The following is a 25,784-nucleotide window of genomic DNA, read 5'->3' as shown; positions in this document are numbered from 1 at the left end:
CGTTTCATGCCGGTGGCAGAGGGAGAAGCTCGAGTTTGCCCCTGAAGAGGCTTCAGCGCACCGGCGATTGAGAATTGGCGCGAATTGCTGAAACACCAAAAGCCGCTTATGCCCGACACCATCGGGACACAAGCGGCTAATTCGATCACAAGATGGGGCAACTAAGCGGGTGTAATTTGCCCAAAGCGCCAACACGAGCGGTCCATGACCGCTCGTGTCGAAAGTGAACCGAAAGTTCGATCGGCTCAGCGCCCGCCGACCGGAGCCGGGTTCGCCGGAGCAGCCGGAGCTGGGCCGCCGAGAACCGGACCACCGCGGCGCGCCGCACCTTCGGGATCTTCCTGGCTCGCCAGTTCACGCGGGAGCGGGAACGAGGGATCTGGTGCGAAATATTGCGGGTAGTGCTCCAGATACCGCGGACTGGGCAGCGTCATGCCGCCCATAACCGTTTGACACCCGCTGTTGCACGTCAGGGTCAGGCCGAGCAAGGCTGCGACGCTCGCCAGCCACCGCCGATTGGTTCGCATCTGAATCCTCACTCCCGTTCATTCGCGGTTCCCCGTCGCGCCCCAACGCGCGGGTAACCGGTGATGCCGCTTGTATCGACAAGAACGGTACCGCGGCTTCAGTGAAATTTCGCGGTCGCGCGCGTTGGGGCGGGATCGGGGAACGTTCGGTCGTTGACCGCGTTGGGTTTCGGCCCTAGCATGGCACCCTGTCGCTTCTCGCTCCCGAACGGACGACCTGAACGGATGACCGTCGCACGGAACCGCAGCCGCCCGCACCCTTTACCGCTCGAATTGCGGTGGGATGCTCGCTCCCCGCTCCCGGCGCGCTGGGTGCTCCCGGACGGCGCGCGGCCACCGGTTCCGGTTCGGTCTAATAAGGTACCGCTGGATTTCACCGCCGGCATGCGAACGCTGTGCGAGGACGTTGTGGCCCGGTGTGAACCGCTGCGCCACGTCCACATGCCGCGCGTGCTGGTCACGTTCACGCCGAGCCGCAACCGCAGCCGGTACGGGCTTCAGGCCCGCGTTACGCCGCTCCGGTTCCGCGACGGCGCACTTACCCGGCGCCACGGCCCGACCGACTATCAGGTACAGCGGTTCTTCGTGAACGGGCACGAGATGCTCTACGTGCTCACGTTCTGCTTACCGCGGTTCATCGACCAGCCGTTCCACGAGAAGCTCATTACGGTGTTCCACGAGTTGTACCATGTCGCGCCGGAGTTCGACGGCGACCTCCGGCGCCACCCCGGGCGCTACACGGTCCACTCGCACTCGAAGGACCAATACGACGAGCGGATGGCCGAACTGGTGGACGCCTACCTCGCGCGCCACCCGGACCCCAGCAAGTTCGAGTTCCTGCGCGCGAGTTACCGCGAACTCTGGGACGCCCACGGCGGCATCACCGGGGTCGTGGTCCCGCGCCCGAAACTGCTGCCCGTCGGTGTGGTGTCGCGCCAGGTCGCGGCCCGGAACCACGGGAGCGGGGCCGAGTAACGTCTCGAAAACGCTCTCTCGCCCGACCTACCACCCCTTCTCTGCCGCCCCGATCTGTAACACTTCGGCCACGTTTCCGCTCGCATGGCAGGTCGGCACATCGCTCGACCACACCAAAAAACAGCGGAGACGGTTCGATGCAAACGTTACTGGCGAGCGTCCTCGTAGTCGGTTTGAGCGCGGGAGCGGCCGGGGCCGAAGAAACCTATCTCATCAAGCTCTACAGGAGCAAAGAGGGAACCCAGAGCCGTGTCGAGAAAAACGAAAAGGGCAAAATCGGCACGGTAATCAACGGCGACGGTGTGAAGAAAGAAGAAACCGTAACGAGTGACACGAAAGAGGTTTACACCGAGGAAGTTCTGGCCATCGACGCCGATACCAAGCAGATCACGATGCTGTCGCGCAAGTACACCGTCGCCGAGAAAACCGAAAAGGGCGAAACCACCAAGGCCGTGTACGCCGGGAAAACGGTTCTCATCGAGAAGGTCGAAGGTGTATTCACCTTCAGCGTCGACGGTAAACCTCTCACAGAGGACAACGCACCGGACCTGATTAAGAGTTACAAGGACAAAAAGGCCGACGAGCCGACGAACGAAGACCTCGTCCCCACCAAAGCCGTCGCGGTCGGCCAGAGCTGGAAAGTGCCGGCCGACAAGGTCAACAAGATGCTCAAACTGTTCGGGGACGGGAAGATCACGTTCGACGCGGACAAGTCCACGATCGAAGGGAAGCTCGTCAAAGTTTACAAGAAGGCCGGAGCACAGTTCGGCGTCATGGAGTTCGCAATTACGGGGATCGTCACCGAAATCGGGAGCGGCGACGAAACTATAGCGACCACGTCAGACAGCAAAATGGTCATGAAAATCACCATCGATACGTGCATCGATGGGAGCGTCGAATTTGAAGACGCCACCGCGGACGCCAAGGTCAATATCGTTGCCGAATTCCCCCAAGTCGGGTCGGTTTCGATGCGCGGGGCCGTAACGTTCACATCGAAAATCAACGCCCTGAAGAAATAACCGATCTGCTCTCGCGCCGCACAAGTACGCGGCGCGAGCGTTCAGAAGTTACGCCATCGGGAGCGGGCGCCGGCCCTTCACTTCGGGTTCCGGATCGGATGTCGCGCACTTACCGCACCCCGAACCGCACCCGGGCTTCGACGCGCCAAACCACGTCTTCCACATCGCACGCAGAACGTACCCCGCCGCAAACGCGACAACGCCCCCGACCACGACGAGTTGAAGTGTTGTGGACATACCCCTCACCGTTCGGGAACTCGACAGCATTGAGCCGACGACTTTAAGTACCCGCGGGCAGGCCCGACCTCACTCGCCCCACCCGGCTAACAATCGCTCACGTTTTCGGCCGAACAGAGACAGCAACGACTGATTTCGCGCAAAAATCCGCTCGAATTAAGCGTTTTGGTACCGTCGTTCGTCCAAATCTTCCCTGCCGACGGCTAACAATTGTTAACACACCAGGTCAGATTTAGCGCCCAACGGTGTAGCTGAATGCACCGATCGACGCGCACTGGTTGCGAGACACGTCTCGCATCTCACAGATTATACCCATGTGAACAAAAGACCACAATCCATTTCAGTGCGAATTCACCCCTGTTCGGTGACCGCCCTTGTGGGCGGCGGATACCCCCACTACCCGCATCCGCCGCCCTCGCGAGCAGGGTTCGCCGGGCTATCACTCTTCCGGGCGAGGGGTGAACACTCCGTCCCAGTCCCGCGGCCTCTGACCATTGTGGCGCTTCATGTAGCGCAGGAAGCACTTCGCAGCCGGGTCGTCGGCGAACAAGCCGTCCAAGTCGTCGTTCGCTTCGGCCCACGCTCCCTTCACGAACTTCTCCACCGCCGCGTTCCAGAACGCGAGGTTGGCCTCGTATGCGTCGCTCGTCACCCACGACTCAGCGTTCGTCACGGCACTGGTCGGCGAAAGTTCATACGCAGCAAGTGGTTTCTTCATCCCACGGGGGCGAACGGTGCCGAGGCCGCGGAGGCGCCACCGTCGATTGGTCGGGTCCACCGTCTGGAGTCGCGTGGCGACCTCGTCGCTCACCATGATCCCCACACCGTAAGCCTTCGTCATTTCTTCTAGGCGGAACGCGAGGTTCACGACCGGGCCGTAGAGGTCCACTACCGCGAGGTCGTGTGCCCCCAGGCGCCCGGCCAACGCGCGCCCGTGGGTGACGCCCAACCCGCACCGGCGCTGGAGCAGGCGCCCCGAGAGCCGTTCGTAAATGCGTAACGCGGCCTCGGCCGCACGCTCGATCTGGTCCGCGGGTTTTTCCGGCCAGCCCCAGAACCCAAGAACCGCGTCGCCGCGGAACCCGGCCACGATGCCACCCTTCTCGGTGATCGCGCCGCTCATCGTGTCGAGGGCCGATTGTACCTCGCGCCACGCACTCGACAGGCTCTCCCCGTGCTCCTCCGCGAACCCGCTGAACCCCCGCAAGTCGCAGAACAGAACCGTGACGTCCTGTTCCTGCGGGGTTTTGAGCAGCGCTTCCAGTCGCTCCGGGTCGTCGAGGTACTTGCGGAGGTTGCTGGGCCACGCCTCCTTGGTGACCGCGACCTGGCGGGCCAACCGGAGCGTGCGGCGCGTCGACTCGAGCAACCCTACCAGGATCTCGACGAACTTCTGGTACTCGGTCAGGTACGTCGTATCGGGCTTCTGCTCGCGGCCCGCCGGGTTCATGAGCCGCCCGCTCACGTAAAGTGCGTGCTGCGAACCGTCCTGAAACGGTGTGCAAATGGCCCACGGGGTCGCACCCTGCTGGTGCAGCGATCCGAGTGTGAGCGTGTGGTGCGAACTCCCAGCCTGGGTGAAATCGGACGGGTCCGTGGACCAGATGTGCAAGCAGCTCTTGCGCTGCTGGCAGACGACCCGGCGTACCAGTTTGCGAGACGGCACGAACTCGTCCGCGGTGCCCGCGTTCGGGTTGCGAACGTTCTGCTCGACGACCGTGACGCGCAGGTCCGTGATCGCGCTGTCCGGCGGGACGCGCACGATTGCGGCGGCGTCCGCCTTCGGGAGCGCGGCGATCGCGACCTTGAGCATCTGCTTAAACAGCGCGGGTTCGCTCGCCACTACCTTCAGGTACGCGGGGAGCTGCTCCAGCGCTTTGAGTAGCATACCGGGGTTGGTGAACGTAACGGTTTCCAGTTCGGACCGGCTGCGTTCTTCCTGGCGCTGAACGAGGGTCGCGTCCACCAGCGCGTCGGGGTCAACGTCGGCGTCGCCGCGCAGGGTGAATCGCGTTTGACCGATGACGAACCATTCGCCCGGCCGCACTTCGCACTGTTCGACCGCCTTGTTGCGGAACCAAATTTGGTTCCCGGGCTTGTTCGGGTAGTCCGGCAGAATGACGCCGCGCCGCGTGACGACGAGGGTCGAACCGGTCCATTCCAGGGTCGCGTGGAACCGCGAGATCATGCGGTCCTCGGGCACGGCCCAGTCACATTCTTTCGGTTCGCTGCCGAGCTTGAGGACGCGGTTCTCGGGGAGCGTGTAGCGCCAACTGAACTGCCCCGGCAGGGACATCACGCTGGACCCGGTGGCCGCGCTCGGGTCGATTCGGGTCAGTGCTTCCAGGTCAGCCATGAGACGCGAACTCCGCTCGGCGAACGACGAGCGCGACAGAGGCTCGCGCGCCACCGGCGCGCGTGCGGGCCAAATCGAGACCGTCGGGATGCATTTCAGGCTCGGGTGGCGGGGCTCACAGGAACAGAGCCACCCGTTTTCTAGCCTGTTGATTGGGGAGATGCAACCAACACTGACTATACTAGCGCGGTTCCTTCAAACCCGCGCGCCATTTCGACGATCGCGCGGACCATGCAGCCGGTGCCACCGGCGTCGAGGGTAGCGGAATCGCCCTCCGCGAACGAGGGGCCGGCGATATCGAGGTGCGCCCACTTCGCGTCGCCGACGAACTGTTCCAAGAATTTCGCGCCCGCGATAGCCCCGGCCCAGCGCCCGCCGCCGGTGTTCCGCATGTCCGCGACCTTGCTCTTAATCAGCCCGTCGTAGCTCGAATCCATCGGCAGCTTCCACGCGCGCTCCCCGGCACGCGACACGGCCGTGAGGATCTGGTCTCCCCACCCGTCGTTGTTCGTCATGAGGCCCGACGTCTCGGTGCCGAGGGCGACCATGCACGCCCCGGTGAGTGTGGCGAAATCCACCAAGAACTTCGTTTGTTCCGAGGCGAAGCACAGTGCGTCCGCGAGAATGAGCCGCCCCTCGGCGTCGGTGTTCAGTACCTCGATGGTCTTCCCGTTGCGCGCGGTCAGCACGTCGCCGAGCTTCATGGATGTGCCGCTGAGCATGTTTTCGACGAGCGCGAGCACGCCCACAACGTTCACGGGCAGTTTCAGTTCTGCAATCGCCTGGACACCCGCGAGCACCGCGGCGGCGCCGGCCATGTCGCACTTCATGTCCACCATGCCGTCGGTCGGCTTGAGCGAAAGTCCGCCGCTATCGAACGTGACGCCTTTCCCGACCAGCCCCAGAACTGGTTTGCCGGGCGCCCCCGCGTAACGCAGGATCGCCAGACGCGCGGGTCGGTTGGAGCCTTGCGCGACTCCGAGGAGTGAACCCATGCGCTCGGCCGCGAGCTGCGATTCATCCCACACTTCGACATCGAACCCGGTCGCTCGCCCCGCGTCGGCGGCGACGGTGGCGAACGTCTCGGGATAGAGTTCGCGCGGTGGGAGATTCACCAGTTCGCGCGCGAGCCACAGTGCCCGCGCTTCCGCACGAACACGAGGCATGTCAGCCCCGTTCCCGCCAACCAGGAGCAGCGATTCCGGCGCGAACCGGGTGGGCGCGGATTTCCGAATCCCCGGTCCCTGAACGCCCTGGGCCAGCCCGATTCCGACCGCGAGCGTGAATTCCGGTCCCGGAACCGTGAACGCGACCGTCCCGACCTTCTTCGTGCTGACATGGCGCGCCGCGGCCGCGGCCGCATCGTGAAGGGCGGCGCGCTTAGCTTGCGCCCGAGTGCCCAAGCCAACGAAGAGGAGCCGCTTCGCCGCGATGCCGATGGGGTTCAGCACGGGCACCAGTTCGAGTGGCTTCGCGCCGAAGTCGCCGCGCTCGCGCAACTTTTCGAGCACGTCGCCTGCCGGTCCGCTGTACGGCTGATCGGCCCACACGCCCACGATGAGCCAATCGGCCGGTACGCTCGCGGGCGATTCGGAGGACGTGTTGAATTGGGTCTTCGGGAGGTTAATCACGGGTTGGGCCAGGTTGGTACGGGATGGATCGTGAAAGAGATGATATCGCGCGATTCACGGTCGGTCCGCAAGGGCGCACACACTCCCTGCGTGTGGCCCTTGCGGGCGAACCCCGCCCGCAAGGGCGGTGGGTGCAGGTTCCCGTAATCGCGTAGTATCACCCGCTCGTTAAAAGCAACCCACCGCCCTTGCGGGCGGGGTTCACCCATGAAGGGGCGTCGGCGCGATTATTTCTTGGGCGCCAGCTCGTACAGTTTCAGCATTTCTTCGACTGCGGCGACGAGCTTCGGGTCGTTCTGCTTTACCGCGGCGATGAACTTCTTGGCGTCCTCGTTGGGACAGCTCAGCCCGTAGCGAACGATCCCGCGCCGGACGATGGGAGCGGAGTGCGTGGGCTTGGCGAACTGCGCGAACACGTCCGCGCTCAAGTCCCACCACCCCCACCGGCGCAGGTCTTCGACGGCCTGGTCCGCGAAGTCACCGTCCGGAAGGAGCGCGGCGCAGCACTTCAGCACCTCCGCCTTACACTCTGCGCCGCGTGTCGCCTGAAGGAACCGCACTGTACCAAGGGTGGAGAGCCGCACCGAGTACGACTGGTTAGTGTCTGCGAGCGTAGCCGTCGTGAACGCCCACCCGTTCTTGCCATCAAGCAACACGAAGCCCGCGAGCAACCCGCCGAAGGCTTCTCGCACGCGCTCGGGGGCGGGAGATTGCTTCAGTAACTTTTCGAGGAACGCCGCGTCGTCGCGCCCGCCACTCACGCCCAGCAGGAACGCGAACACACCTAGCCGTTCGGCCGGCGTGTTTTCGTCGGTGATGAGTTTCCGCAGCGCGGCCGGGTCGAAGTGCTTGGCGGCTTTCACGATGTCCGCGTCGCTCGCACGGGCGAATTCCACGAACGCATCGGCCGCCACAATCGCGTTCGTTGAGCCGAGGTGCTTGAAGAAATACGCGAGGCGCGCGGCCGCATCGGTCGCGTCGAGCTTCACGGCCCCTTTCAGGTACTCCACCACTGCGGCCGACGAGGGTACCCCGCCCGTGACAGCGAGTTTGCCCTCGGACACGCCACAAAACACGAGGTAATCGGGCGGCGTGTCACCAACGACCGGCAAGTAACTCCGCAGGACGAGCACGTTCTGGTTCCCGCGTGCGGGATCGTCTTTCAGAGCCGCGCCAACGTTCAGATCGGTGAACCCCTCGTCCGTTTTTTGGTCGATGCGCGGGTTCTTGAGTTGCCCGTACAGGACTGCTTTCGCCTGAGCGTACTGCACGCGCAACGTGGGCCGCGTGCGCACGTTGTCGCCACAGAACGTACACGCGGGCGCGGGCGGAACCGCGAGCACGAGCGCAACAACAACGGTGACGGTGCGGAGCATGCGAACTCCTGAACGACGAACGGCGGCCGGGAAGCCCCGACCGCCGTTCATACACCGAGAATCGCTTGCAGAGGAAGGGGAAATTGCGAGCCCGGTTCGTCTTGCTCACCGTTCGCAGACGGGTCATGATAATCAGCTCATTTGCTCACTCCGGAGGTTCCCATGCGACCCCGCACGATGCTCCTACTAGCGGTGGTGGCGCTCGCCCCCGCGTCGACCGCCCGCGCTGATGACTGGCCGCAGTGGATGGGACCGAAGCGCGACAACGTGTGGCGCGAAACCGGCATCCTGGAGAAGTTCCCGAAGGACGGGCCGAAGGTGCTGTGGCGCGCACCCGTGGCCGGCGGGTACGCGGGGCCGGCCGTTGTCGGCGGGAAAGTGTACGTGACCGACCGCGTGCTCGCAAAGGGTGCCGAGAACCCGGCCGACCCGTTCGACACGAAGGCCAAAGTCAACAGCACCGAGCGCGTGCTGTGCCTGGACGCCAAAACCGGTAAAGAGTTGTGGAAGCACGAGTACGACTGCCCGTACCAGATCAGTTACCCGTCCGGCCCGCGCTGCACGCCCACCGTTCACGAGGGAAAGGTTTACACGCTCGGCGCGATGGGCAACCTGTTTTGCTTCGAGGCCGAGACCGGGAAGGTGCTCTGGGAGCACAACTTCCTGAAGGAGTACAAGACGAAGCCGGCTCTATGGGGATACGCCTCGCACCCGCTCATCGACGGCAAGAAACTTGTCACGCTCGTCGGTGGTGCGGGGAGCCACGTCGTCGCGTTCGACAAGGACACGGGTAAGGAGATCTGGAAGGCCGGGAACCTGCCCGAGCAGGGGTACTCGCCGGTGATGATTACCGAGGCCGGCGGGAAGCGTCAGATGATCGTGGCCGGGCCGAAGGCGGTGTACTCGGTGAACCCGGAGACCGGCGCGCAGTACTGGTCGAAGCCGTACTCCGAGGACTTCGGGTACGCGGTGATGACCCCGGTGCGGGTCGGCGACCACCTGTTCGTCGCGGGGTACCCGGCCAAGAACCTGCTCGTGAAGCTCGCCGCAGACAAGCCCGAGGCGGAGGTGGTCTTCAACAACAAGAAGAAGACCGCGCTGTACCCCGGCAGCGTGCAGCCATTCCTGCTCGACGGGCTGCTGTACGGCTACGACGACAGCGGGATGATGTTCGCCGTCGAGCTGCCGTCGGGCAAGCGCGTGTGGGAGGATGTGGGGCCGGTCGGCGGGGACAAGCCGAAGGGGTCGGAGACCGCGTTCATGGTGAAGAACGGCGACCGGTTCTTCTTCTTCGCCGAAACCGGGCACCTCGTGATCGGCAAGCTGACGCCGCAGGGGTACGACGAGATCGACCGCGCGAAGGTGATCGAGCAGACGAGTGCCGCCTTCGGGCGCAAGGTCGTGTGGTGCGCCCCGGCGTTCGCCGACAAGAAGATGTTCGTCCGCAACGACAAAGAACTCATCTGCGTCGACTTGGCGAAGTGAAGCTGGGCGAACGGCCGGTAGCGGCTCCCGGGATTGGCCCGCTTTCGTGGCCTCAAACAACCTGGAGCCCTTCACTTCCAAGGGTTCCACCGTTCTCTCAATTCGTTGGACGGTAACGCACTGTGTGATCGAGTCCGGTGTAGCTACAAGGGCGGGCGCTTATACTTCCCTTCGCCCGCGTGTGCGAGTACCCTTACGTGCTCCACCCGGAATGTGCAACGCGAGCCCAAGATGCGCCCGAGTCGTAGCAACGAGCCGTTAGAACCCGAGAGTGACGATGAACGGGCCGTTCATCGTCACTCTCCCGTCCAAAGACGGGCGCGACCGCTCTGGTGGAGGCTTTCGACCCCGGCACGAATCGCAATCGTACTCGGCATTTTGTTGTTCATGATGGTCGTGGTCGTCGTCGTGACGAGGATCGTGCTTCTCGATTATCGGGAACGACACCGGCACGAAAATCCGGAAGCGTCAAATACAGCGGCGGCTCCGCTTGCTGGGGCCAACAAAGTTCACGTCGATGTGATCGCTGCGGAGATTTTTGAGAACGATTCGCTGTTTCTTTTCGTTGTCGTTAGCACCGACGACGACAGGAAATTGGTGAACTTCACCGGTTGGCGGCAGTTCGGCGTCGGGGCCGCGAAGATGAGCGACGATGCCGGGAACAAGTACGCGCAAAAGCCTTTTAATCTCCTTGTCGATGTGATGCTGGAGAAGCAGTGGAACAACATGCCTAAAGCCAAGTCGTACAAGTTCGGCCCCGGGCCCGTGACATCCGAACAGCCACGTGTCGAGGTGCTCGTATTCCCCAAGCCACCCAGAGCCATTCAGTACCTGGATCTTGAGCTTAGTGGGAAATCGATTGGCGAAACGAAGCCCGTCAAGAAGCGCGTCCCAGCGTCTCTCTGGCAACAGTAACGCACAATCAAATCCGAACAGTCGTAAGCCGCAACGTCAGAGACCCGATGCCGATGGTTGGGGTCTGACGTTGCGGCTTACGACGTTCGACGTAGGCTCACTGCGCTCCGGGTGGTGCGTACTTCTTGAGCCACGCAAAGATTTCCTTGTGCCAGTGGGCGCTGTTCTGTGGTTTGAGCACCCAGTGCCCCTCGTCCGGGAAGTTCACGAACCGGCTCGGCACGCCCTGGCGCTGGAGCGCGGTGAACAGCTCGTGCCCCTGACCGATCGGGCACCGGAAGTCCAAATCGTTGTGAATGATGAGCATCGGGGTCTTGTACTTGCCCAGGTTCCCGGCCTTCTTGTGCGGTGAGAACTCGGCGTACTTCTGGGGCTTCTCCCACGGGAGCCCACCGTGCTCCCACTCGTCGAACCACAATTCGTCGGTCGTGCCCCACATGCTCTCGAAGTTCCACACCGAGCAGTGCGTGACGAGGCACTTGAACCGCGGCGCGACGTCGTTCACCGCGAACCAGTTCATCATGTACCCGCCGAAGCTCCCGCCCGCCGCCGCGATCCGGTCCTTATCGACGTAAGGGAGCTTCTCGACGAAGTCCAAGCCCGCGATGAGGTCGCGGTAACACTTCCCGCCCCAATCCCCGGTGATCTCGTCAGTGAACTTCTGGCCGAAGCCGACGCTCCCGCGCGGGTTCGGCATCACCACCACGTAGCCCTGCGCTGCCCAGAGTTGCGGGTTCCAGCGGTAGCTCCACGCATCACGCCACGCGCTCTGCGGGCCGCCGTGAACGAGGTACACCACCGGCCACTTTTTCTTTGCGTCGAACCCGGGCGGGTACTGAACCCACATCTGCATTTCCACTTTGCCATCGACAGTGACACCCGCGTTTTTCGGATGACCGACTACCTCCGGTCGCGGCAGATCGAGTTCGTCGATCAACTTTGCGTTCGCCTTGCTCACGTTTGCCACGACAACCGGGCCAGTGGGATCGACATATTCCGTTACGATTTCTGGAGGGAAATCCAGTCGAGAGTAGAGGTACGCGAAGCTCCCGTTCTGGCCGAAACTGATGGCGCTGCGGCTTCCCTGCCCGACACTCGGATCACCACCCGCCCACCAGCTAACTTCCGTGTCGGTAAGCGTAACTTTAAAGATCGGCTTCCTACCGGTGTCGTCGCCGGGGAAATAAATGGTGTCGTTGTCCTTCCACGTTAACTCGTCGGCCGACACGTCTCTCTTTGCGGTTAAGTTCTGTGGTTTGCCATTCAGCGCACCGTCCGGTTTCACGTCCGTTGCTACGATGTCCCACTTGTCTGCCTCGTAGCCCGCGCGCGTTTGCGCGCGCCACGCGAGTTTCTTGCCGTCCGGACTGAACTTCGGGCCGCTGTCGGCCGCTTTGTTGTCCGTTGTGAGTGTTTCCCACTTTGTGGACGTGTTCGTGACGCTCACGCGGCACAGGTCGTAGTTCGTGCTCCACGCCTCGCTCTCGGCGGGCGGCGCGGTGAACACGAGGTGCGCGCCGTCCGGGGTGAACGTGAAGTTGTCGCCACTGTCGAACGTGGACGATGTGGGGAAGGCGTCACGGTCGCCGGGCGTGACGTCGCGCGGCTCCGGGAGGGCTTTGCGCGCCGGGTCGAGGTTCGCTTCGACCACGAACAGGTGCTGGCGCTTGTCACCCGTGTACTCGACCCAGTGACGGTAGAAGAGTTTGGTGAACGTCTTCACCTTCACGGGACTCTTCGCGATCTCGTCGTCTTTCTCCTTGTTGAGCTTGTCGCTTTCGGCGAACGGTTTCTCGCTGAATTCCGGGTACACGCTCGACACGAACGCGATCGACTTGCCGTCTGCGGACCAGATGCCGTGACTCGCACCGGTGCTGATCTGCGCGACGAGCAGCGGCTCTTTGCCCGCAAGGTCCGTCACGTAAAGCCCGCCACGCGACTCGAACAGAATCCACTTGCCGTCCGGCGACCAGCGCGGCTCGCGACCGGGCACGTCCTTCGGCGTGAGTTGCTTCGGTTCGCCCTTTCCGTCGGTCGCGGCGACCCACAGCGCGGTGGCGCTCTTGTTCTTCGCCAGATCGACCGTCGTGACCTGATAGGCGACGTGTTTCCCGTCCGGGCTGATTTGCGGAGCGGCTACCCGCTTGACTGCGAAGAAGTCGTCGAGGGTCATCGGCCGCTTGTCTGCGGCCGGTAGTTGTGACGCACAGACCACCAGGGCGACGACCGCGACCGAACGCGCGATTCGCATACGTTTACCTCCGGATGAATGAGCGGAGAGGGATACAAGCCGCGATCTTACACTGGCTTGTACCAATTCGCCTCAGTCTGTAGCCAGTTGCGCGCTGTGTCAAAGAAATGTCTTTGCTCGTGGCACAGGCCTCTGGCCTGTGGAGGCATTACACAGGCCAGAGGCCTGTGCCACCGAACCACAAACCAAACCCACCAATTCAACGCAGCAGGCCAGCGCGGGAGGCAATCAACAGCCGCGATCTTACCCGAACCGGCGCTGGCGCTGAACGAGGTACTCGATGAGCGCCGCGTCGAAGCCGACAGAAGTGTCCACACCGAGGTAGTCCACGTTCGCCGCGGTGCATTCTTTCTTGATGTACCCGCGGAACTCCTCCACGAACGCGATGTAGTCGTCCCGGATGCCGTTCGCGTCGATTTCTTTGTGCTCGGTCGATTCCACGTCCTCGAAGTCCACCAGCCCCGCGAGCGGGAACTTCGCTTCGAGTACGTCGAGCACGTGGAACACGATCACTTCGTGGCCCGCGTAGCGCAGGCGGTAAAGGCTCCGGAGCAGGGCGTCCGCCTCGGCCTTCCAGTCGTCGGTGGTGGGCAGTAGGTCACTGAAGAGCATCACGAGGCTCTTGCCCTTAATCATCGACGCGAGCTGAAAGAGGCTCTCCGGGATGTTTGTTTCACCGGTCGCTTTGAGGTTCGCGAGCACAGAGAGAATGGTGCCGAGCTGCGTGCGCTTGCTCTTAGGGGGCACCACGGTGCGGAGTTTCGTGTCGAACGCGACCAGCCCGACGGGGTCCTGCTGGTAGATCATCAGGTACCCGAGCGCGGCCGCGAGGCAGACTGCGTAGTCGAACTTCGTGAGCGTCTCGTCGGCCGCTCCCAGCGCGCTCCAGTCGATCTTCACGCCGGCCTTGCGCGCCTCCGCGGGGCCGTTCCAGTCCATCGACTTCGACAGGTCCATGACGAGGTAGCCCGTCATGTTCGTTTCGGCTTGGTACTTCTTCACGAAGTATTTGCCGGTCTTCGCGTACACGCCCCAGTCGAGCGACTTGAGGTCGTCGCCCGGGTTGTACTTGCGGTGCTCGGAGAACTCGACGGAGAAGCCGTGGTACGGGCTGCTGTGAAGGCCCGTTAGGAACCCCTGCACGATGAACTTCGCGCGCAGGTCGAGCCGCGCGACCTGACGGATCACTTCCGGGCGGAGGTACTTCTCTGCGTTCATGAAGGAGCCGTTTGCTTGTGAACCGTCGGTCGCTGGGAAGAAGCGCACAGGGTGTCAGGGAACACAGGGCTTCCGCCCTGTGCTACGTCCGCCGGCCCCTCCGGGGCGGAAACGCATTGGTATTTGTTATCGCCTCAACATGACTGCCCGCCGTAATGCCGCGCTCCGCGGTGGTGGTTTGTTGTCTTCGCCCCGGAGGGGCCGTCTGGCGTAGCACAGGGCGGAAGCCCTGTGTTCCCTGGCGCGCCCTAATACTCTTGCACCAGCAACTCGCCCGCGGCCGTGAACCACCCGCGGCCGTCGATCTGGTACATACCGTCGGTCGCGCCGGCCAGGAACCGGCACGCCTCTTCGAGCACCTTTTCGGAGAGCACTTCGTCGGGCGCATCGACGGGCTTGCGCAGCGTGACGAGCTGCTTCGTCTGGATCACGCGCTCCATGAGCGGCCCGCTGTTCGGGCTGTAGTCCATCGTTTCCAGTTCGGCCGCGTGCGCGTTCAGGTCGTCGCGCAGGTCGTCCTCTTTGGTAAGGAATCGCGCGAGCAGAACCGGTGAACCGCTGGCGAACCGGAGTTCGCCGCTCGTCCAGCCGAGGTCGTCGCCTTTGAAGTGCGGTTCCACCGCGAGCCCGCGCGCGTGCAGGTGCGCGGCGAGTGCGGCGGGGGTGGGTTCAACTTCGGACGCTCCGAACACGCGGTACCACATAAAAGCACTTCACCACAGGTGCGGCGCACGGTAACAGTGCCTTTGTTTTAGCAAGTGGCCCGCGTGCCGGAACCCGTTGGCCCCACGCACCGGGCGCGGGGCCAACACGCGGTCACTGGCGCGGGGGCAATTCGACCGGAGGCAGGGGCTGCGTGACGGGCGCAACCGGTGCGGCTGGCGTGGGGGCGGGTTGCGATTCTTTCCCCTTTTCGGGAACGCGGACGACGTGCGTCGTCAATATCCACAGAATCTCGTGCGACGGCCAGTTCTCGCGGATTTCTGTAAGAGGAAATGGGAATCCGGTTTCAGTCGTGGTCGCCTTTTGAGGAGGCGCCCCCCGAACCACGGTACGAAACACGACCGTTCCGCTATCCGGGACAAGCACATGCGACCCAACTGCATGCTCGTTGAGAATCGGTGCTCGCGCCCCACCCACCTTTACAGATCCGTCTACTAGATTGGTGTGCAAGGTTTTAATTTCCAGATGCACGAGCCCGTTGGAGGTGATCGTCGGAGTGACCTGCATCTTGAATCCCACTTCCACCGGCATCGTCTTCGCGGTGTAGATCTTGTTTTGGCCTTCGGTCGTGGCCCGCACCTCGGTCACCATGTCCAGATTTTGACTGATCTGAGAAGAACCGGTTTTCTTGTCCGCGATGAGCATCTGGGGTCGGGTCAGCACCTCACGGTTCGGTTCCACGCGGAGCAGCGAGGTGAACATTCGCGTCTCGCGTGGAGTAAGCACATGGACGTCGTACACAGTTCCCTGAGCGTGCTCGCTTTTCAGTCCGATCCGCTCACAGAATCCGGTCGGAACACGAACGCATGTTGCCTGAACGAACACTGACGGCCCGGCCTTCGGATCGCGCGTCGCTTCCGCCAAACTCTTAAGATTCTTCACCACGTCTTCGTCGCGTGCCCAATCGAACTCCGGTTTGTCGCTCGTTCCCACAGGTGTTACGTCGGGAGGGATTCCCGTCGTGGATTCCGTAGTCAAGGCACTGAGAACGGGTGCCGCGGGCGCTGGGGCGGGCGGTCCGCCGTCGGCCAGCACCGCGCCGAGTCCGACCAGCCCGAGGGCGCCGGTAACGGCCCCGAGCACGAGCTTCCGTGCGAACGTGGTCATCGCCAATCCTTTCGCGAGGGCGACCGGGAGCGCGGCGGCTGGCGCCGGTCCCCCAGTCAGGAAGTCGAACACTAGCGCGACCGTGCGCCGGTCCAATCCGTGCGAAACCACCGCGGTCACTTCACCCGCTCCGAGCACCAGCGCACCAGCTACCGCGGGTATCACTCCGCGCCGCTCCAACCGGCTGCGTAGCACCGATTTCGCCCGCTCCAGACGCCGACGCAGGGTCCGTGCGTCGCGTCCCAATTCGGCGGCGGCTTGTTCTTGCGTATACCCTTGAAGCAGGCACAGAACGACGGGATCGCGAAGTGTGTCCGGTAGTCGCGTTAGCTCTTCGTCGAGCGCCCGAAACTGGTCGGCGAGATCAACGGACGGGTCCTCCCATTCCGTGGCTCGCGTTCCGGCCGCGGCGGTTTCATAACGCGCTCGGCGCCCGGTTCCGCGTCGCATCTGCCGGGCGACGCGACCCGCGACCCCTGCCAGCCAACCGCCCAGCGCGTTCGACGCTCGCGCCGCGCGCAGTTTGGTGGCGAGAACCAGGAACGTGGCCTGGAACGCATCATCGGCACTCGCGGACCCGACTAGGCGCTGACAGATCCGGTACACCACCGGTCCGTGGCGCCGCACTAACTCTGTGAATGCAGCCTCGTCGCGCGCACGCCCAAAGCGGTCGATTAGCTCGGCATCGGAAACGGGGACTTCGGCACGCTCGGCGCGCCGGAGGATCGGGAGGAGTGCAGCCATTCGTGGCCCTTCAGCGGGGAATCGTCCCTGATGTGATGTAATGTCCGCCCGACGAACCCGCAGGACAAGTTTTTTCTGCACCACCGCGCAAATCCGACCACAGAAGTCCGCCAGGGGTTGCGCGTTGCTTCACCCCTGGCTACACGCTGTCGCCCCTAACGGGGCTAAAAATCGTCCTTCTGTCTGATCCGCGTGATCTGCGTTATCCGCGGCTCTTTTGGCTTTTCGCTAGGTCGATGAGCGCGACGCGAGGGCGCCGAGAAGTGTCGAGGAGTTGATCAGAAAGAGACGGGCGAGGGCGACTGGTTCTCAATACATGGCCGGCAAGTGGCTATCGAACTCGTTCACGCGCGTGTGTTCGCCGTAAATCGCGATGAGTTGCGTCAATTCGGCCCGGATGTCGTCCGCTCCGAACGGGAAGATCATGTTCTGATTCAGATTCTGCTTTTCGTCTTCGTCCAGTTCTTCGAGGTCGCGAACGGCGTCGGCCAGTGTTGCCTCCGGGAGCGTCAGGAACCTCACCACCAACCAGTCGTGTAGGTCGTCACTACAGAGATTGGACCTCATTCGCAGTCTCCTTAATCTGCCGCGCGGCAGAATCACATACCGGACTTATCGCTTGGTTGCAGCTCCAAAACCGCAAAACTAGAGCAAACCTTCGGCCGCACTTAAGCAAATTTCGCATCTCTTTGGTGTTGCTCGTGATGCATTCAGGTAGGAATGAAATCTTGTTCTGAATTGGGCACAAATTGCGTTGTGGCGCTGGCGAGATGGACGCTTTTGGGCGGCGGGAGAAGTTCGTGGGCTCGATAATCTGTCAATCGAAAGATCGACTGGCGTCGAAGTGCTGTTTCATTTTGCGCCATCGAGTGCGCAATTTTGTACTGTTGGATGGCTGACGGGCGGACCGCTGGTGTAACGGGTGCTTCCCGCGCCCAAAAGGTTAGTGATTGTTAGCCCGAGTGCCGGTTCCGGCTACAACCACATGCACGTGTGAGACGCAGCTTGCTCGCGCCAGTTGTGTCGCGCCTCTCCCGCTGGTACGATGCGTGCAGCCGTGGAGCCGAGCGATGGCGAACGTTAAATACTTCAAGCGACACCGGATGGAGCTAGGGCTGGGGCACCCGCTCCCGCAAATCGAACTGCCGACCGGGTTTTCATGGGTCGCCTGGGACGATTCGCTTTTGGACCGGCACGCGGAGGTAAAATTCGCGTGCTTTCGCAACGAAACGGACGCGCTCGTATTCCCGAGTCTCGGTTCGCGGACGGGGTGCCGTGACCTGATGGCCGCGATCCGGTACCGCCCGGAGTTCTGCCCGCAGGCGACGTGGTTGCTCTCCGGTCCCGATGGCTTGGCCGGTACCGTGCAGGGGCTGTTCGATGAAAACCGCTTCGGCGGGATTCAGAACTTGGGCGTGGTGCCGGAGTACCGCGGGTTGCGGTTGGGTCGCGCGCTCTTATTGCAGGCACTGGCAGGGTTTCTGTCGGTCGGGGTGCGCCGGGCGTTCCTCGAAGTGACCGCGACTAACGGTCCGGCCGTCCACACGTACCGCACGCTCGGGTTCCGGTCGTGTAAAACGCTCTACCGGGCCGTCGAATTGCCGCACCCGGACACGGTCGGCGTTGGGTTGTGACACCCCCGTTCGTAGAATGGGGACGAGCATTCCGTGCCCGAAGTATCGCGCCCGGGTCGGCGCTTCCAACAGGAACGAATCCGTGGGACAACAGGTACACCAGCACACTTTGCCCAACGGACTGGTGCTGCTGGCGGAGCGCATGGACCACGTGCGCTCGGTGGCGGTCAACTTCCTGATCCCCGCGGGGTCCGCGTTCGACCCGGACGGTCAGTTCGGGATCGCGACCGTCCTGGCCGAGATGCTCACGCGCGGTGCCGGCGATCGGGATAGTCGCGAACTGTCCCTCGCGCTCGACAATTTGGGCGTCGACCGGAGCGAGAGCGCGGGCATTGTGAACATGCGGCTGGGTGGCTCTGCACTCGCGCGTAACCTTTTGCCGCTCCTCGACATCTACGCCGATATCATTCTCAAACCGCGGCTGCCCGAGGAAGAACTCGAACCGGTGCAGGCGCTCTCGATTCAGGACATCGAGAGTCTCGAAGATTCGCCGCAAGGCAAGGTGATGGTCGAGTTGCACCGGCGCTATTACCCGGCGCCGCTCAACAAGGACCGGCGCGGGCGGTCCGAGGACATTGAGGGCCTCACCATCGACGCGGTCCGGGCGCACTACCAGAAATTCGTGCGGCCGAACAAGGCGATCATCGCGGTGGCGGGCAACATCGAGTGGGAGGCGCTAAAGGCCCGCATCGAGAAACTGTTCGGTGGGTGGGAGCCCGGTAACGTGCCGGACGTGGTTCCCCAACCGCACCAGCCGAAGTCCGAACACCTCTTCAAAGATTCGGCCCAAACGCAGATCGCGTTCGCGTACCCGAGCGTACCGATCGGGCACTCCGATTACTTCGCGGCCCGCGCTGCGGAGGGCGTACTCTCCGGCGGTATGAGCGCGCGACTCTTCACGGAAGTGCGCGAGAAACGCGGGCTGTGCTACTCCGTCGGCGTGCGGCACGAGTCGTTTCGTGATCGCGGCTCGATGATCGGCTATGCGGGCACCGGACCGGACCGCGCCCAGGAAACGCTCGACGTAACGCTCTCCGAGTTGCGCAAACTCAAGGCTGGCGTGACCGATGACGAGATCGACCGCGTGAAGGCCGGGCTGAAATCGTCGCTGATTATGGCGGAGGAGTCCACCGGCGCCCGGGCGAGCAGCATCGCGGGCGACTGGTACTTCCTCGGCCGGGTGCGCTCGTTCGACGAGATCCAGGGGGCCATCGACGCGCTGACTCCGGCCGCAGTGATGGCCCACCTGGAGCGCCACCCGGTCCGTGACGTGGCTCTCGTGACCCTTGGTAAGAACCCGTTAACTATTTCTGCGTGAGACCGTGATGACGACCGACCGAACTCAGTCCGTAGTGGCCGAAGCCGACGAAGTGACCGCGCCCATCGTGTTCCTGTACCTGGGCGGCGTGCTCACGTGGTTGGCCGCGGTGCTTTCGTGGGTGTACTTCTTCCGCGGGTACGCCTGAGAAGCACGGCTTCGGGTTCCCGGTAACGAGCCGCGACCGCAAGGGAGCGGGAGGCTTCCGCTCCCTTGCGGTCGCGGCTCGTTCAAACCGCCCGGTGGGGCGCCCCGAATGCGCACGGGCGTTTCGGATTTCCGTTCAGGTGATCTTCGTATTCAGTCCCATTCGAGTTTACCTCGCAGGGTCGCTATGCCCTTTCACTCGCACCGCCTCCCGAACGGGTTGCAGATCATCGGCGAAACCAGCCCCTCGGCGCGGTCCGTTGCGGTCGGGTTCTTCGTTCGCACCGGCGCCCGGGACGAGACCCCGGCCGAGGCCGGCGTGTCGCACTTCCTCGAACACATGATGTTCAAGGGCACCGCGCGCCGGACCGCGGAGCAGGTGAACCTCGACTTCGACCGGATCGGGGCCAACAACAACGCCTCGACCAGCGAGGAGAACACCGTTTACTACGCCGCGGTGCTGCCCGAGTACCTGCCGAAAGTGGTAGACGTGCTCGCGGACATGCTGCGCCCGAGCTTGCGCCAGGACGACTTCGACACCGAGAAGAAGGTAATTCTCGAAGAGATCAAGTTGTACGACGACCAACCGGACTCGGTGATGTCCGATCACGCCCGGCGCATCTACTACAAGTCGCACCCGCTCGGGAACTCGGTCCTGGGCACGCTGGAGAGCGTCGGCGCGCTCACACGCGACCAGATGTACGCCTACTTCTCGCGCCGGTACGCGGCGAACAACATCGTCGCGTCCGCGGCCGGGAACTTCGACTGGGACGAGTTCGTCAAGTTGATCTCGGATGCGTGCTCGACGTGGAACACGGACATCGTCGGCCGCGAGAACCGCACCGAGTGGACCGACGCACCCGGCGGGCTCCACGTGCTGACGCGCGAGAAGGTCCAGCAGGAGTACGCACTGTTCGTCGGTAACGGCCCGCCGGCCGACTCGAAGATGCGCTACGCGGCCGACACGGTGGCGCTGGCCGTGGGCGACTACAGCGGGAGCCGCTTGTACTGGGAACTCGTCGATCCGGGGCACGCGGAGTCGGCCGACTTCGGGTACGCCGAGAACGACGGGAGCGGCGCGATCTTCGTGTCGCTGACGTGCGAGCCGGACAACACGACCGAGAACCTCGCCCGCATCGAGAAGATCCTGAAGGACGTTCAGCGCGACGGCATCACCGACGCGGAGCTGCAACAGGCGAAGAACAAGATCCTGTCGCGCGTGGTGCGCCGGAGCGAGCGCCCGATGGGGCGGATGATGGCGATTGCGTCCATGTGGACGTACACGGGCGAGTACCGCGACGTGGACACCGAACTGGCGAACTTCGACGCGGTCACGCAGAAGGACATCCGCGCGTACCTGGACGCCTACCCGATCGACCGGAACACGGTGGTCGCGTTCGGCCCAATGAAGGAACTGAACGGGACCGCGGGTAAGGCGGTGTAATTCCTGGGACCGCGGGCGTCTCGCCCGCAGCTCCCAAATCGAAGCGTGCTCCAAAGTATCGGAGCACGCGGCCGTATGGTACGACGGCCAGATTTTAAGAACGAAGCACGAAACATTCCGGCGGGTATTCGAGCCCAAATAAGCACAGACACGCGCAACGCGATCGGGGACGTGGAGCAGCGGGCGAGACGCCCGCGGTCCCAGGTTTCAGAACTCAAGCCAGCACTTCCTTCACCACCTTGCCGTGAACGTCGGTGAGGCGGAAATCGCGCCCGGCGTAGCGGTAGGTGAACTTCTCGTGGTCGAACCCGAGCAGGTGGAGCATGGTCGCGTGCAGGTCGTGAACGTGAATCGGCTTCTCCACGGCCTTGAAGCCGAACTCGTCGGTCGCGCCGATCGCCTGTCCGCCCTTTACGCCGCCGCCGGCCAGCCACACCGAGAAGCCCCAGTGGTTGTGGTCGCGGCCGTTGACCTTGCCCTGGTTCGAGCCTGGTGTAGGTAGCTCGACCACCGGTGTGCGCCCGAACTCGCCGCCCCACAGGATGAGCGTTTCCTCGAACAGCCCGAGGCGCTTGAGGTCGGAGATCAGCGCGGCGATGGCCTTATCGACCTGGCCCGCGAGCCGGCGGTGCTCTTTCTCCAAGTCGTCGTGGCTGTCCCACGGCTGTACCGGTCCGTGGCTCACCTGCACGAACCGCACCCCGCGCTCGATGAGGCGCCGGGCGAGTAGCAGGCTCCGGGCCTGTTCACCGGGGCCGTAGGCTTCGAGGATGTGCTTGGGTTCCTTGGTGACATCGAACGCCTCGCCCGCTTCGGTCTGCATGCGCGCGGCCAGCTCGAACGACTGGATGCGGGCTTCGAGTTGCGGGTCGTTGGGGCGCGCGGACTGGTGCATCCCGTTGAGCCGCGCGAGCAGGTCGAGCTGCTTCCGCTGGTCGGTCTTCGAGGTCACCTTGTTCTTCACGTACTCGACGAGCTTCTCCACGTCGGTGTGCTTGGAATCGACGTAAGTGCCCTGGAACACGCCGGGGAGGAACCCCGACTGCCAGTTCTGGTTCTCTTGGAGCGGGTACCCGTTTGGGCACATCGCGACGAAGCCCGGCAGGTTCTGGTTCTCGGTGCCGAGGCCGTAGGTGATCCACGACCCCATGCTGGGCCGGATCTGCCGCGGCTCGCCGCAGTTCATCAGGAGGAACGACGGCTCGTGGTTCGGCACGTCCGCGTGCATCGAGCGGATGACGCAGATGTCGTCGGCGTGCTTCGCGGTGTTCGCGAAGATCTCGCTCACTTCGAGCCCGCTCTTGCCGTACTTCTGGAACTTGAACGGCGACGGGAACGCGGCGCCCGTTCGGCGCTCGGTCCGCAGGTTCGTGGTGGGTAGAGTCTTACCCGCGTACTTGTCCAGCGCGGGCTTCGGGTCGAAGGTGTCGACCTGCGACGGCCCGCCGTTGGCGAAGATGTGAATGACGCGCTTCGCCTGGCCCGTGAAGTGGGGCTTCTTGGGCGCGAGCGGGTTGAGGCCGTCGGCCGCGAGCAACCCGGCGTCGCCCATGAGCTGCGTGAGGCCGAGCAACCCCATACCGACCCCGGCGCGGGTCAGCAGTTCGCGACGGGACATTGCGGACGGGAACATGGTCACATCTCCGGGCGAACGGCCGGCGTGAGCCGGCTGGTTGGGAGGGTCGGTCCGAGCGCCGCAATAGGCGGGCGGCGCAAATGGGTGATTTACGGGAAGAAGAACACCAGCAGGCTGACACCGGCCACTCACTGAATTTACAAACGTTTTTGACAGGATGAGCAGGATCGACAGGATTAAAAACAAGAGTGTTTCTTGATCTTGTCGATCCTGTTCATCCTGTCAAAAACCTTCTCCACCTCCATTAATCCACGAACGCGAACTCGTTGCTCAAGAGCAGCACTTGGGCCAGTTGCGGCCAGCGCCCGAACGCGCTCTGGGCGTCGTCGCCGGTTACGAATTCGAGCGCTAGCGCAACTTCCTCGGTCGTTGGGTTGCGGCTCAGCGCGACGCGGTACAGCGCCTTCACTTTCTCCTCTGGCGTCTTCGCGTCGGCGATTTCTTTGCGTGTCGCGAGCGACTTCGCCTGTTCTTGCACGAACGGGCTGTTGAGCAGGAACAGCGCCTGTTGCGGAACGGTGGTCTGGAACCGCTGCGGGCTGTGGGTGTCCGGGCTGGCGAAGTCGAACGCGCGGAACGTGCCCGGCATGTTCGTCCGATCGATCAGCCCGTACACGGTGCGGCGCGTCGAGAACGGCGCTTTGAACAGGTCGATCGGCTTCCCGCCTTGCGTGAGATCGAGCCGACCGGACGCGGCGACCAGCGAGTCGCGCAGACCCTCGAAGTCGAGCCGGCGCCGGTTCTGGTGCGCGAGCAGACGGTTCTCGGGATCGAGCTTGTACAGGTCGCCCGATACCGCGCTCGACTGCTGGTACGTGGACGAGAGCATGATCCGCTTGTGGAGCCGCTTCACGCTCCAACTGTCTTTTGTGAACCCGCTGGCGAGCCAGTCGAGCAGTTCCGGTTGGACCGGCGGGTCGGACCTCACACCGAAGTCGGACGGCGTGCGCACGAGCCCCTGTCCGAAGTGCCCGAGCCACACGCGGTTCACCATCACGCGCGCGGTGAGCGGGTTCTCGGGGCTGGCGATGGTCTTCGCGAGTTCGAGTCGGCCGCTGCCCTGCGTGAACGGTTTGCGGTTCACACCGGTTACGATTTCGGGCGCCTGGCGCGGCACTTGGGGACCGCGGTTCCCCGGGTTCCCTCGAAGGAACACCACCGGTTGGGTAGGCTGCGCGTTCTCCTTCAGAATGTGAGCACGAGGCGGGGCGTGCGGATTCGCGGCCTTGAACGCATCGATCTTCTTGCGGATCGCGGCCAGTGCGTCGCGGTCGAGGCGGTTCTGGAGCTTGTCCGCGTCCGCGAGCGGGATGTCGAGCGGTCCGCCCGCGTTCCAAACTTTGAATGCCTCGGCTTGTTCTTTCGTGAGTTCGCCCGGGGGCAGAGGCGCGCCAACGATCTTTGCGAAAGCGTCCACTGCGGCCTTCAGCGTCTTCGGCTTCGCGTCCGTTAGCGCTTTTAGCACGAGGGCGTTCGTGTCCTTCGAGAGCGCACCGAGCGCCTTTGCCTCGAAGTCTTTCTCTGGAACTGCCACGAGCTGGAGCAGCGGCGCGTAAACCGGCGACTTGGCCTTCCACTCGGCTTCGAGGAACGTGCGCCAGCGATCGAACACGTGCCGCGTTAGGTCGCGCTGGCGCAAGGCGCCTTGCACTTCCATGTTCGACTTGCCGCGCATGTCCAACACCGCTCGGAGGTATTCGGCGACCGCGGCCGGTTCGCGGAGCTTCTTGAGTGTGGCCGTGTGGCGCTTGGCAATTTCGGCTTTGAAATCCGCTTCGCGCTTTTCGAGTTCCTGTTCGTAGGCGAGCACTTCGGCTGTGCGCTTGGTTTCGCCGATCAGCGGCGGCTCGGCCGGCTCGTTGGTACTCGCGAACACACCGTAGAGCGAGTAGTAGTCCTTCGTGGGGATCGGGTCGTACTTGTGGTCGTGGCACCGGGCACAGGTCACGGTGAGACCCATGAACCCCCGCGTCACAACGTCGATACGGTCGTCGATGATGTCTTCTTGGACGTTGAGGAAGCGCCGACCGAGCGTCAGGAAACCCATCGCCGCGAGCGCGCGGTTGTCATCACCGAGCGGCAGCAGGTCGGCCGCGATCTGCTCGGTGACGAACCGGTCGTAAGGCTTGTCTTCGTTGAAACTGCGGATCACATAGTCGCGGTAGGTGTAGGAGTACGCGAACGACCGCTCTTGCGTGAGGACGTAGCCCTTTGAGTCGGCGTAGCGGGCGATGTCGAGCCAGTACCGGCCCCACCGTTCGCCGTAGGCCGGCGACGCGAGCAGCTTGTCGATCAGCTTCTCCCAGGCGTTCGGCGTTTCGTCCTTCACGAACGCTTCCACTTCCTCGGCGGTTGGAGGAAGTCCGGTCAGGTCGAAGTACGCGCGGCGGATCAGCGTGCGCTTGTCGGCACGCGGTGCTAGCGCCAGTCCCTTCTCGGTCAGCTTTACGGCCACAAACGCATCGATCGGGTTCACGATCGGCGATTTGGGGTTCGCGATGGTCGGAACCGCGGGTTCCTTCACGGGCTGGAAGGCCCAGTGCTTCTTCGGGTCGGCGGTCGGCTCTTTGGCGATGTCGGCGGGCACCGGCGCGCCGGTTTTCACCCACTCCACGAGCACCGCGATCGCGTCGGCCGGGAGCGGTGCCTTGGGCGGCATCGCCTGTTCGTTTTCGCGCCGCACGGACTTGATGAGCCGGCTTTTGGCCGGGTCGCCGGGCACGATAACCGGGCCGTCGTCGGCCCCGGTCTTGATGCCGGCCGACGTATCGAGGCGCAGCCCGGCGCTCTGTTTCTTCGTGCCGTGGCACGAGTAGCAGTGATCGGCCAGCACCGGCCGTACCTTCGTCTCGAAGAATTCGAGTTGGGCCGCGGTCGGTTTCGGAGCAGGATCAGCGGCACGGGCGGGAACGGTACACGAAACGACACACAGCGCGAGAATCAACCGCATCGGTCGGCCTCGGTCTATTGGCGGGAGCGGCGGGGAGGGCAGGTAGGACGATACCATTTTACTCTACGTCATCCAACAGGGCGAACATGAA

The 25,784-nt window shown here is 63.5% G+C and carries 20 protein-coding genes; 8 read left to right on the top strand and 12 right to left on the bottom strand.

Translation table 11 applies throughout. The features are described from left to right. Positions 1 to 245: 245 nt before the first annotated feature. Positions 246 to 527 (bottom strand): hypothetical protein, encoded by a 282-nt coding sequence (locus tag VT84_RS40060; RefSeq protein WP_204249736.1) that lies wholly within the window; start codon positions 525 to 527, stop codon positions 246 to 248. A 225-nt stretch (positions 528 to 752) separates the two neighbouring features. Here VT84_RS40060 and VT84_RS10135 point away from each other — a divergent pair, with 225 nt between their 5' ends. After that, positions 753 to 1,502, top strand: a complete 750-nt coding sequence (locus VT84_RS10135; protein ID WP_204249735.1) for a hypothetical protein — start codon at positions 753 to 755, stop codon at positions 1,500 to 1,502. A gap of 137 nt (positions 1,503 to 1,639) precedes the next feature. After that, a complete protein-coding gene (locus tag VT84_RS10130) occupies positions 1,640 to 2,521 on the top strand; it encodes a hypothetical protein (RefSeq protein ID WP_082839447.1) in 882 nt (293 codons plus the stop codon). A 48-nt stretch (positions 2,522 to 2,569) separates the two neighbouring features. On the opposite strand, the gene VT84_RS10125 is transcribed toward VT84_RS10130, so the two are convergent. The 4 genes from VT84_RS10125 to VT84_RS10110 form a co-directional block, all read right to left on the bottom strand. Beyond that, positions 2,570 to 2,758, bottom strand: a complete 189-nt coding sequence (locus VT84_RS10125) for a FeoB-associated Cys-rich membrane protein (RefSeq protein WP_162271653.1) — start codon at positions 2,756 to 2,758, stop codon at positions 2,570 to 2,572. Between the two features lie 439 nt (positions 2,759 to 3,197). Beyond that, complete coding sequence (locus VT84_RS10120) at positions 3,198 to 5,114, bottom strand: adenylate/guanylate cyclase domain-containing protein (protein WP_082839445.1); 1,917 nt, start codon at positions 5,112 to 5,114, stop codon at positions 3,198 to 3,200. A gap of 176 nt (positions 5,115 to 5,290) precedes the next feature. Next, on the bottom strand, positions 5,291 to 6,745 hold the full coding sequence (locus VT84_RS10115; protein ID WP_052559899.1) for a leucyl aminopeptidase: 1,455 nt from the start codon (positions 6,743 to 6,745) through the stop codon (positions 5,291 to 5,293). 227 nt (positions 6,746 to 6,972) lie between these two features. After that, positions 6,973 to 8,121 carry a hypothetical protein gene (locus VT84_RS10110; protein ID WP_082839443.1) on the bottom strand — a complete coding sequence of 383 codons (1,149 nt, stop codon included), beginning with the start codon at positions 8,119 to 8,121 and terminating at the stop codon, positions 6,973 to 6,975. A gap of 162 nt (positions 8,122 to 8,283) precedes the next feature. Here VT84_RS10110 and VT84_RS10105 point away from each other — a divergent pair, with 162 nt between their 5' ends. Then, entirely contained in the window at positions 8,284 to 9,606 is a 1,323-nt protein-coding gene (locus VT84_RS10105) for a PQQ-binding-like beta-propeller repeat protein (RefSeq protein ID WP_082839442.1), read from the top strand. Positions 9,607 to 9,993: 387 nt separating this feature from the next. Further along, positions 9,994 to 10,521 carry a hypothetical protein gene (locus VT84_RS10100; protein WP_082839441.1) on the top strand — a complete coding sequence of 176 codons (528 nt, stop codon included), beginning with the start codon at positions 9,994 to 9,996 and terminating at the stop codon, positions 10,519 to 10,521. Between the two features lie 97 nt (positions 10,522 to 10,618). Here the strand turns inward: VT84_RS10100 and VT84_RS10095 are convergent, their stop codons facing one another. The 5 genes from VT84_RS10095 to VT84_RS10075 form a co-directional block, all read right to left on the bottom strand. Next, entirely contained in the window at positions 10,619 to 12,772 is a 2,154-nt protein-coding gene (locus VT84_RS10095) for an alpha/beta hydrolase family protein (RefSeq protein ID WP_082839440.1), read from the bottom strand. Positions 12,773 to 13,015: 243 nt separating this feature from the next. Continuing rightward, positions 13,016 to 13,990 carry a DUF58 domain-containing protein gene (locus VT84_RS10090; protein ID WP_052559904.1) on the bottom strand — a complete coding sequence of 325 codons (975 nt, stop codon included), beginning with the start codon at positions 13,988 to 13,990 and terminating at the stop codon, positions 13,016 to 13,018. A gap of 248 nt (positions 13,991 to 14,238) precedes the next feature. Further along, the gene (locus VT84_RS10085) at positions 14,239 to 14,694 is read right to left on the bottom strand and encodes a hypothetical protein (protein WP_082839439.1); all 456 of its coding nucleotides are present in this window, start codon (positions 14,692 to 14,694) and stop codon (positions 14,239 to 14,241) included. A 112-nt stretch (positions 14,695 to 14,806) separates the two neighbouring features. Continuing rightward, a complete protein-coding gene (locus tag VT84_RS10080) occupies positions 14,807 to 16,564 on the bottom strand; it encodes a sigma-70 family RNA polymerase sigma factor (protein ID WP_082839438.1) in 1,758 nt (585 codons plus the stop codon). 309 nt (positions 16,565 to 16,873) lie between these two features. Further along, positions 16,874 to 17,131, bottom strand: a complete 258-nt coding sequence (locus VT84_RS10075) for a hypothetical protein (protein ID WP_052559907.1) — start codon at positions 17,129 to 17,131, stop codon at positions 16,874 to 16,876. Positions 17,132 to 17,634: 503 nt separating this feature from the next. Here VT84_RS10075 and VT84_RS10070 point away from each other — a divergent pair. The 4 genes from VT84_RS10070 to VT84_RS10060 all read left to right on the top strand — a co-directional run bounded on the left by VT84_RS10070 (position 17,635) and on the right by VT84_RS10060 (position 21,107). Continuing rightward, complete coding sequence (locus VT84_RS10070; RefSeq protein ID WP_052559908.1) at positions 17,635 to 18,198, top strand: GNAT family N-acetyltransferase; 564 nt, start codon at positions 17,635 to 17,637, stop codon at positions 18,196 to 18,198. Between the two features lie 82 nt (positions 18,199 to 18,280). Next, on the top strand, positions 18,281 to 19,516 hold the full coding sequence (locus VT84_RS10065) for a M16 family metallopeptidase (RefSeq protein ID WP_082839437.1): 1,236 nt from the start codon (positions 18,281 to 18,283) through the stop codon (positions 19,514 to 19,516). 7 nt (positions 19,517 to 19,523) lie between these two features. Continuing rightward, complete coding sequence (locus VT84_RS38340; protein ID WP_157469384.1) at positions 19,524 to 19,664, top strand: hypothetical protein; 141 nt, start codon at positions 19,524 to 19,526, stop codon at positions 19,662 to 19,664. Between the two features lie 186 nt (positions 19,665 to 19,850). Beyond that, positions 19,851 to 21,107, top strand: a complete 1,257-nt coding sequence (locus VT84_RS10060) for a M16 family metallopeptidase (protein WP_082839436.1) — start codon at positions 19,851 to 19,853, stop codon at positions 21,105 to 21,107. 214 nt (positions 21,108 to 21,321) lie between these two features. Here VT84_RS10060 and VT84_RS10055 read toward each other — a convergent pair whose 3' ends face one another. Together VT84_RS10055 and VT84_RS10050 are read right to left on the bottom strand one after the other, a co-directional pair. Next, positions 21,322 to 22,740, bottom strand: coding sequence for a DUF1501 domain-containing protein (locus VT84_RS10055; RefSeq protein WP_082839435.1), 1,419 nt, complete (start codon positions 22,738 to 22,740; stop codon positions 21,322 to 21,324). A gap of 247 nt (positions 22,741 to 22,987) precedes the next feature. Beyond that, positions 22,988 to 25,693 (bottom strand): PSD1 and planctomycete cytochrome C domain-containing protein, encoded by a 2,706-nt coding sequence (locus tag VT84_RS10050; protein WP_082839434.1) that lies wholly within the window; start codon positions 25,691 to 25,693, stop codon positions 22,988 to 22,990. Positions 25,694 to 25,784: the final 91 nt, after the last annotated feature.

Origin of the sequence: Gemmata sp. SH-PL17, assembly GCF_001610855.1 — a bacterium.
GTDB lineage: Bacteria > Planctomycetota > Planctomycetia > Gemmatales > Gemmataceae > Gemmata > Gemmata massiliana.
Note: the sequence above shows the minus strand (reverse complement) of the source record. Positions and strands in the feature narration are given on the sequence as shown.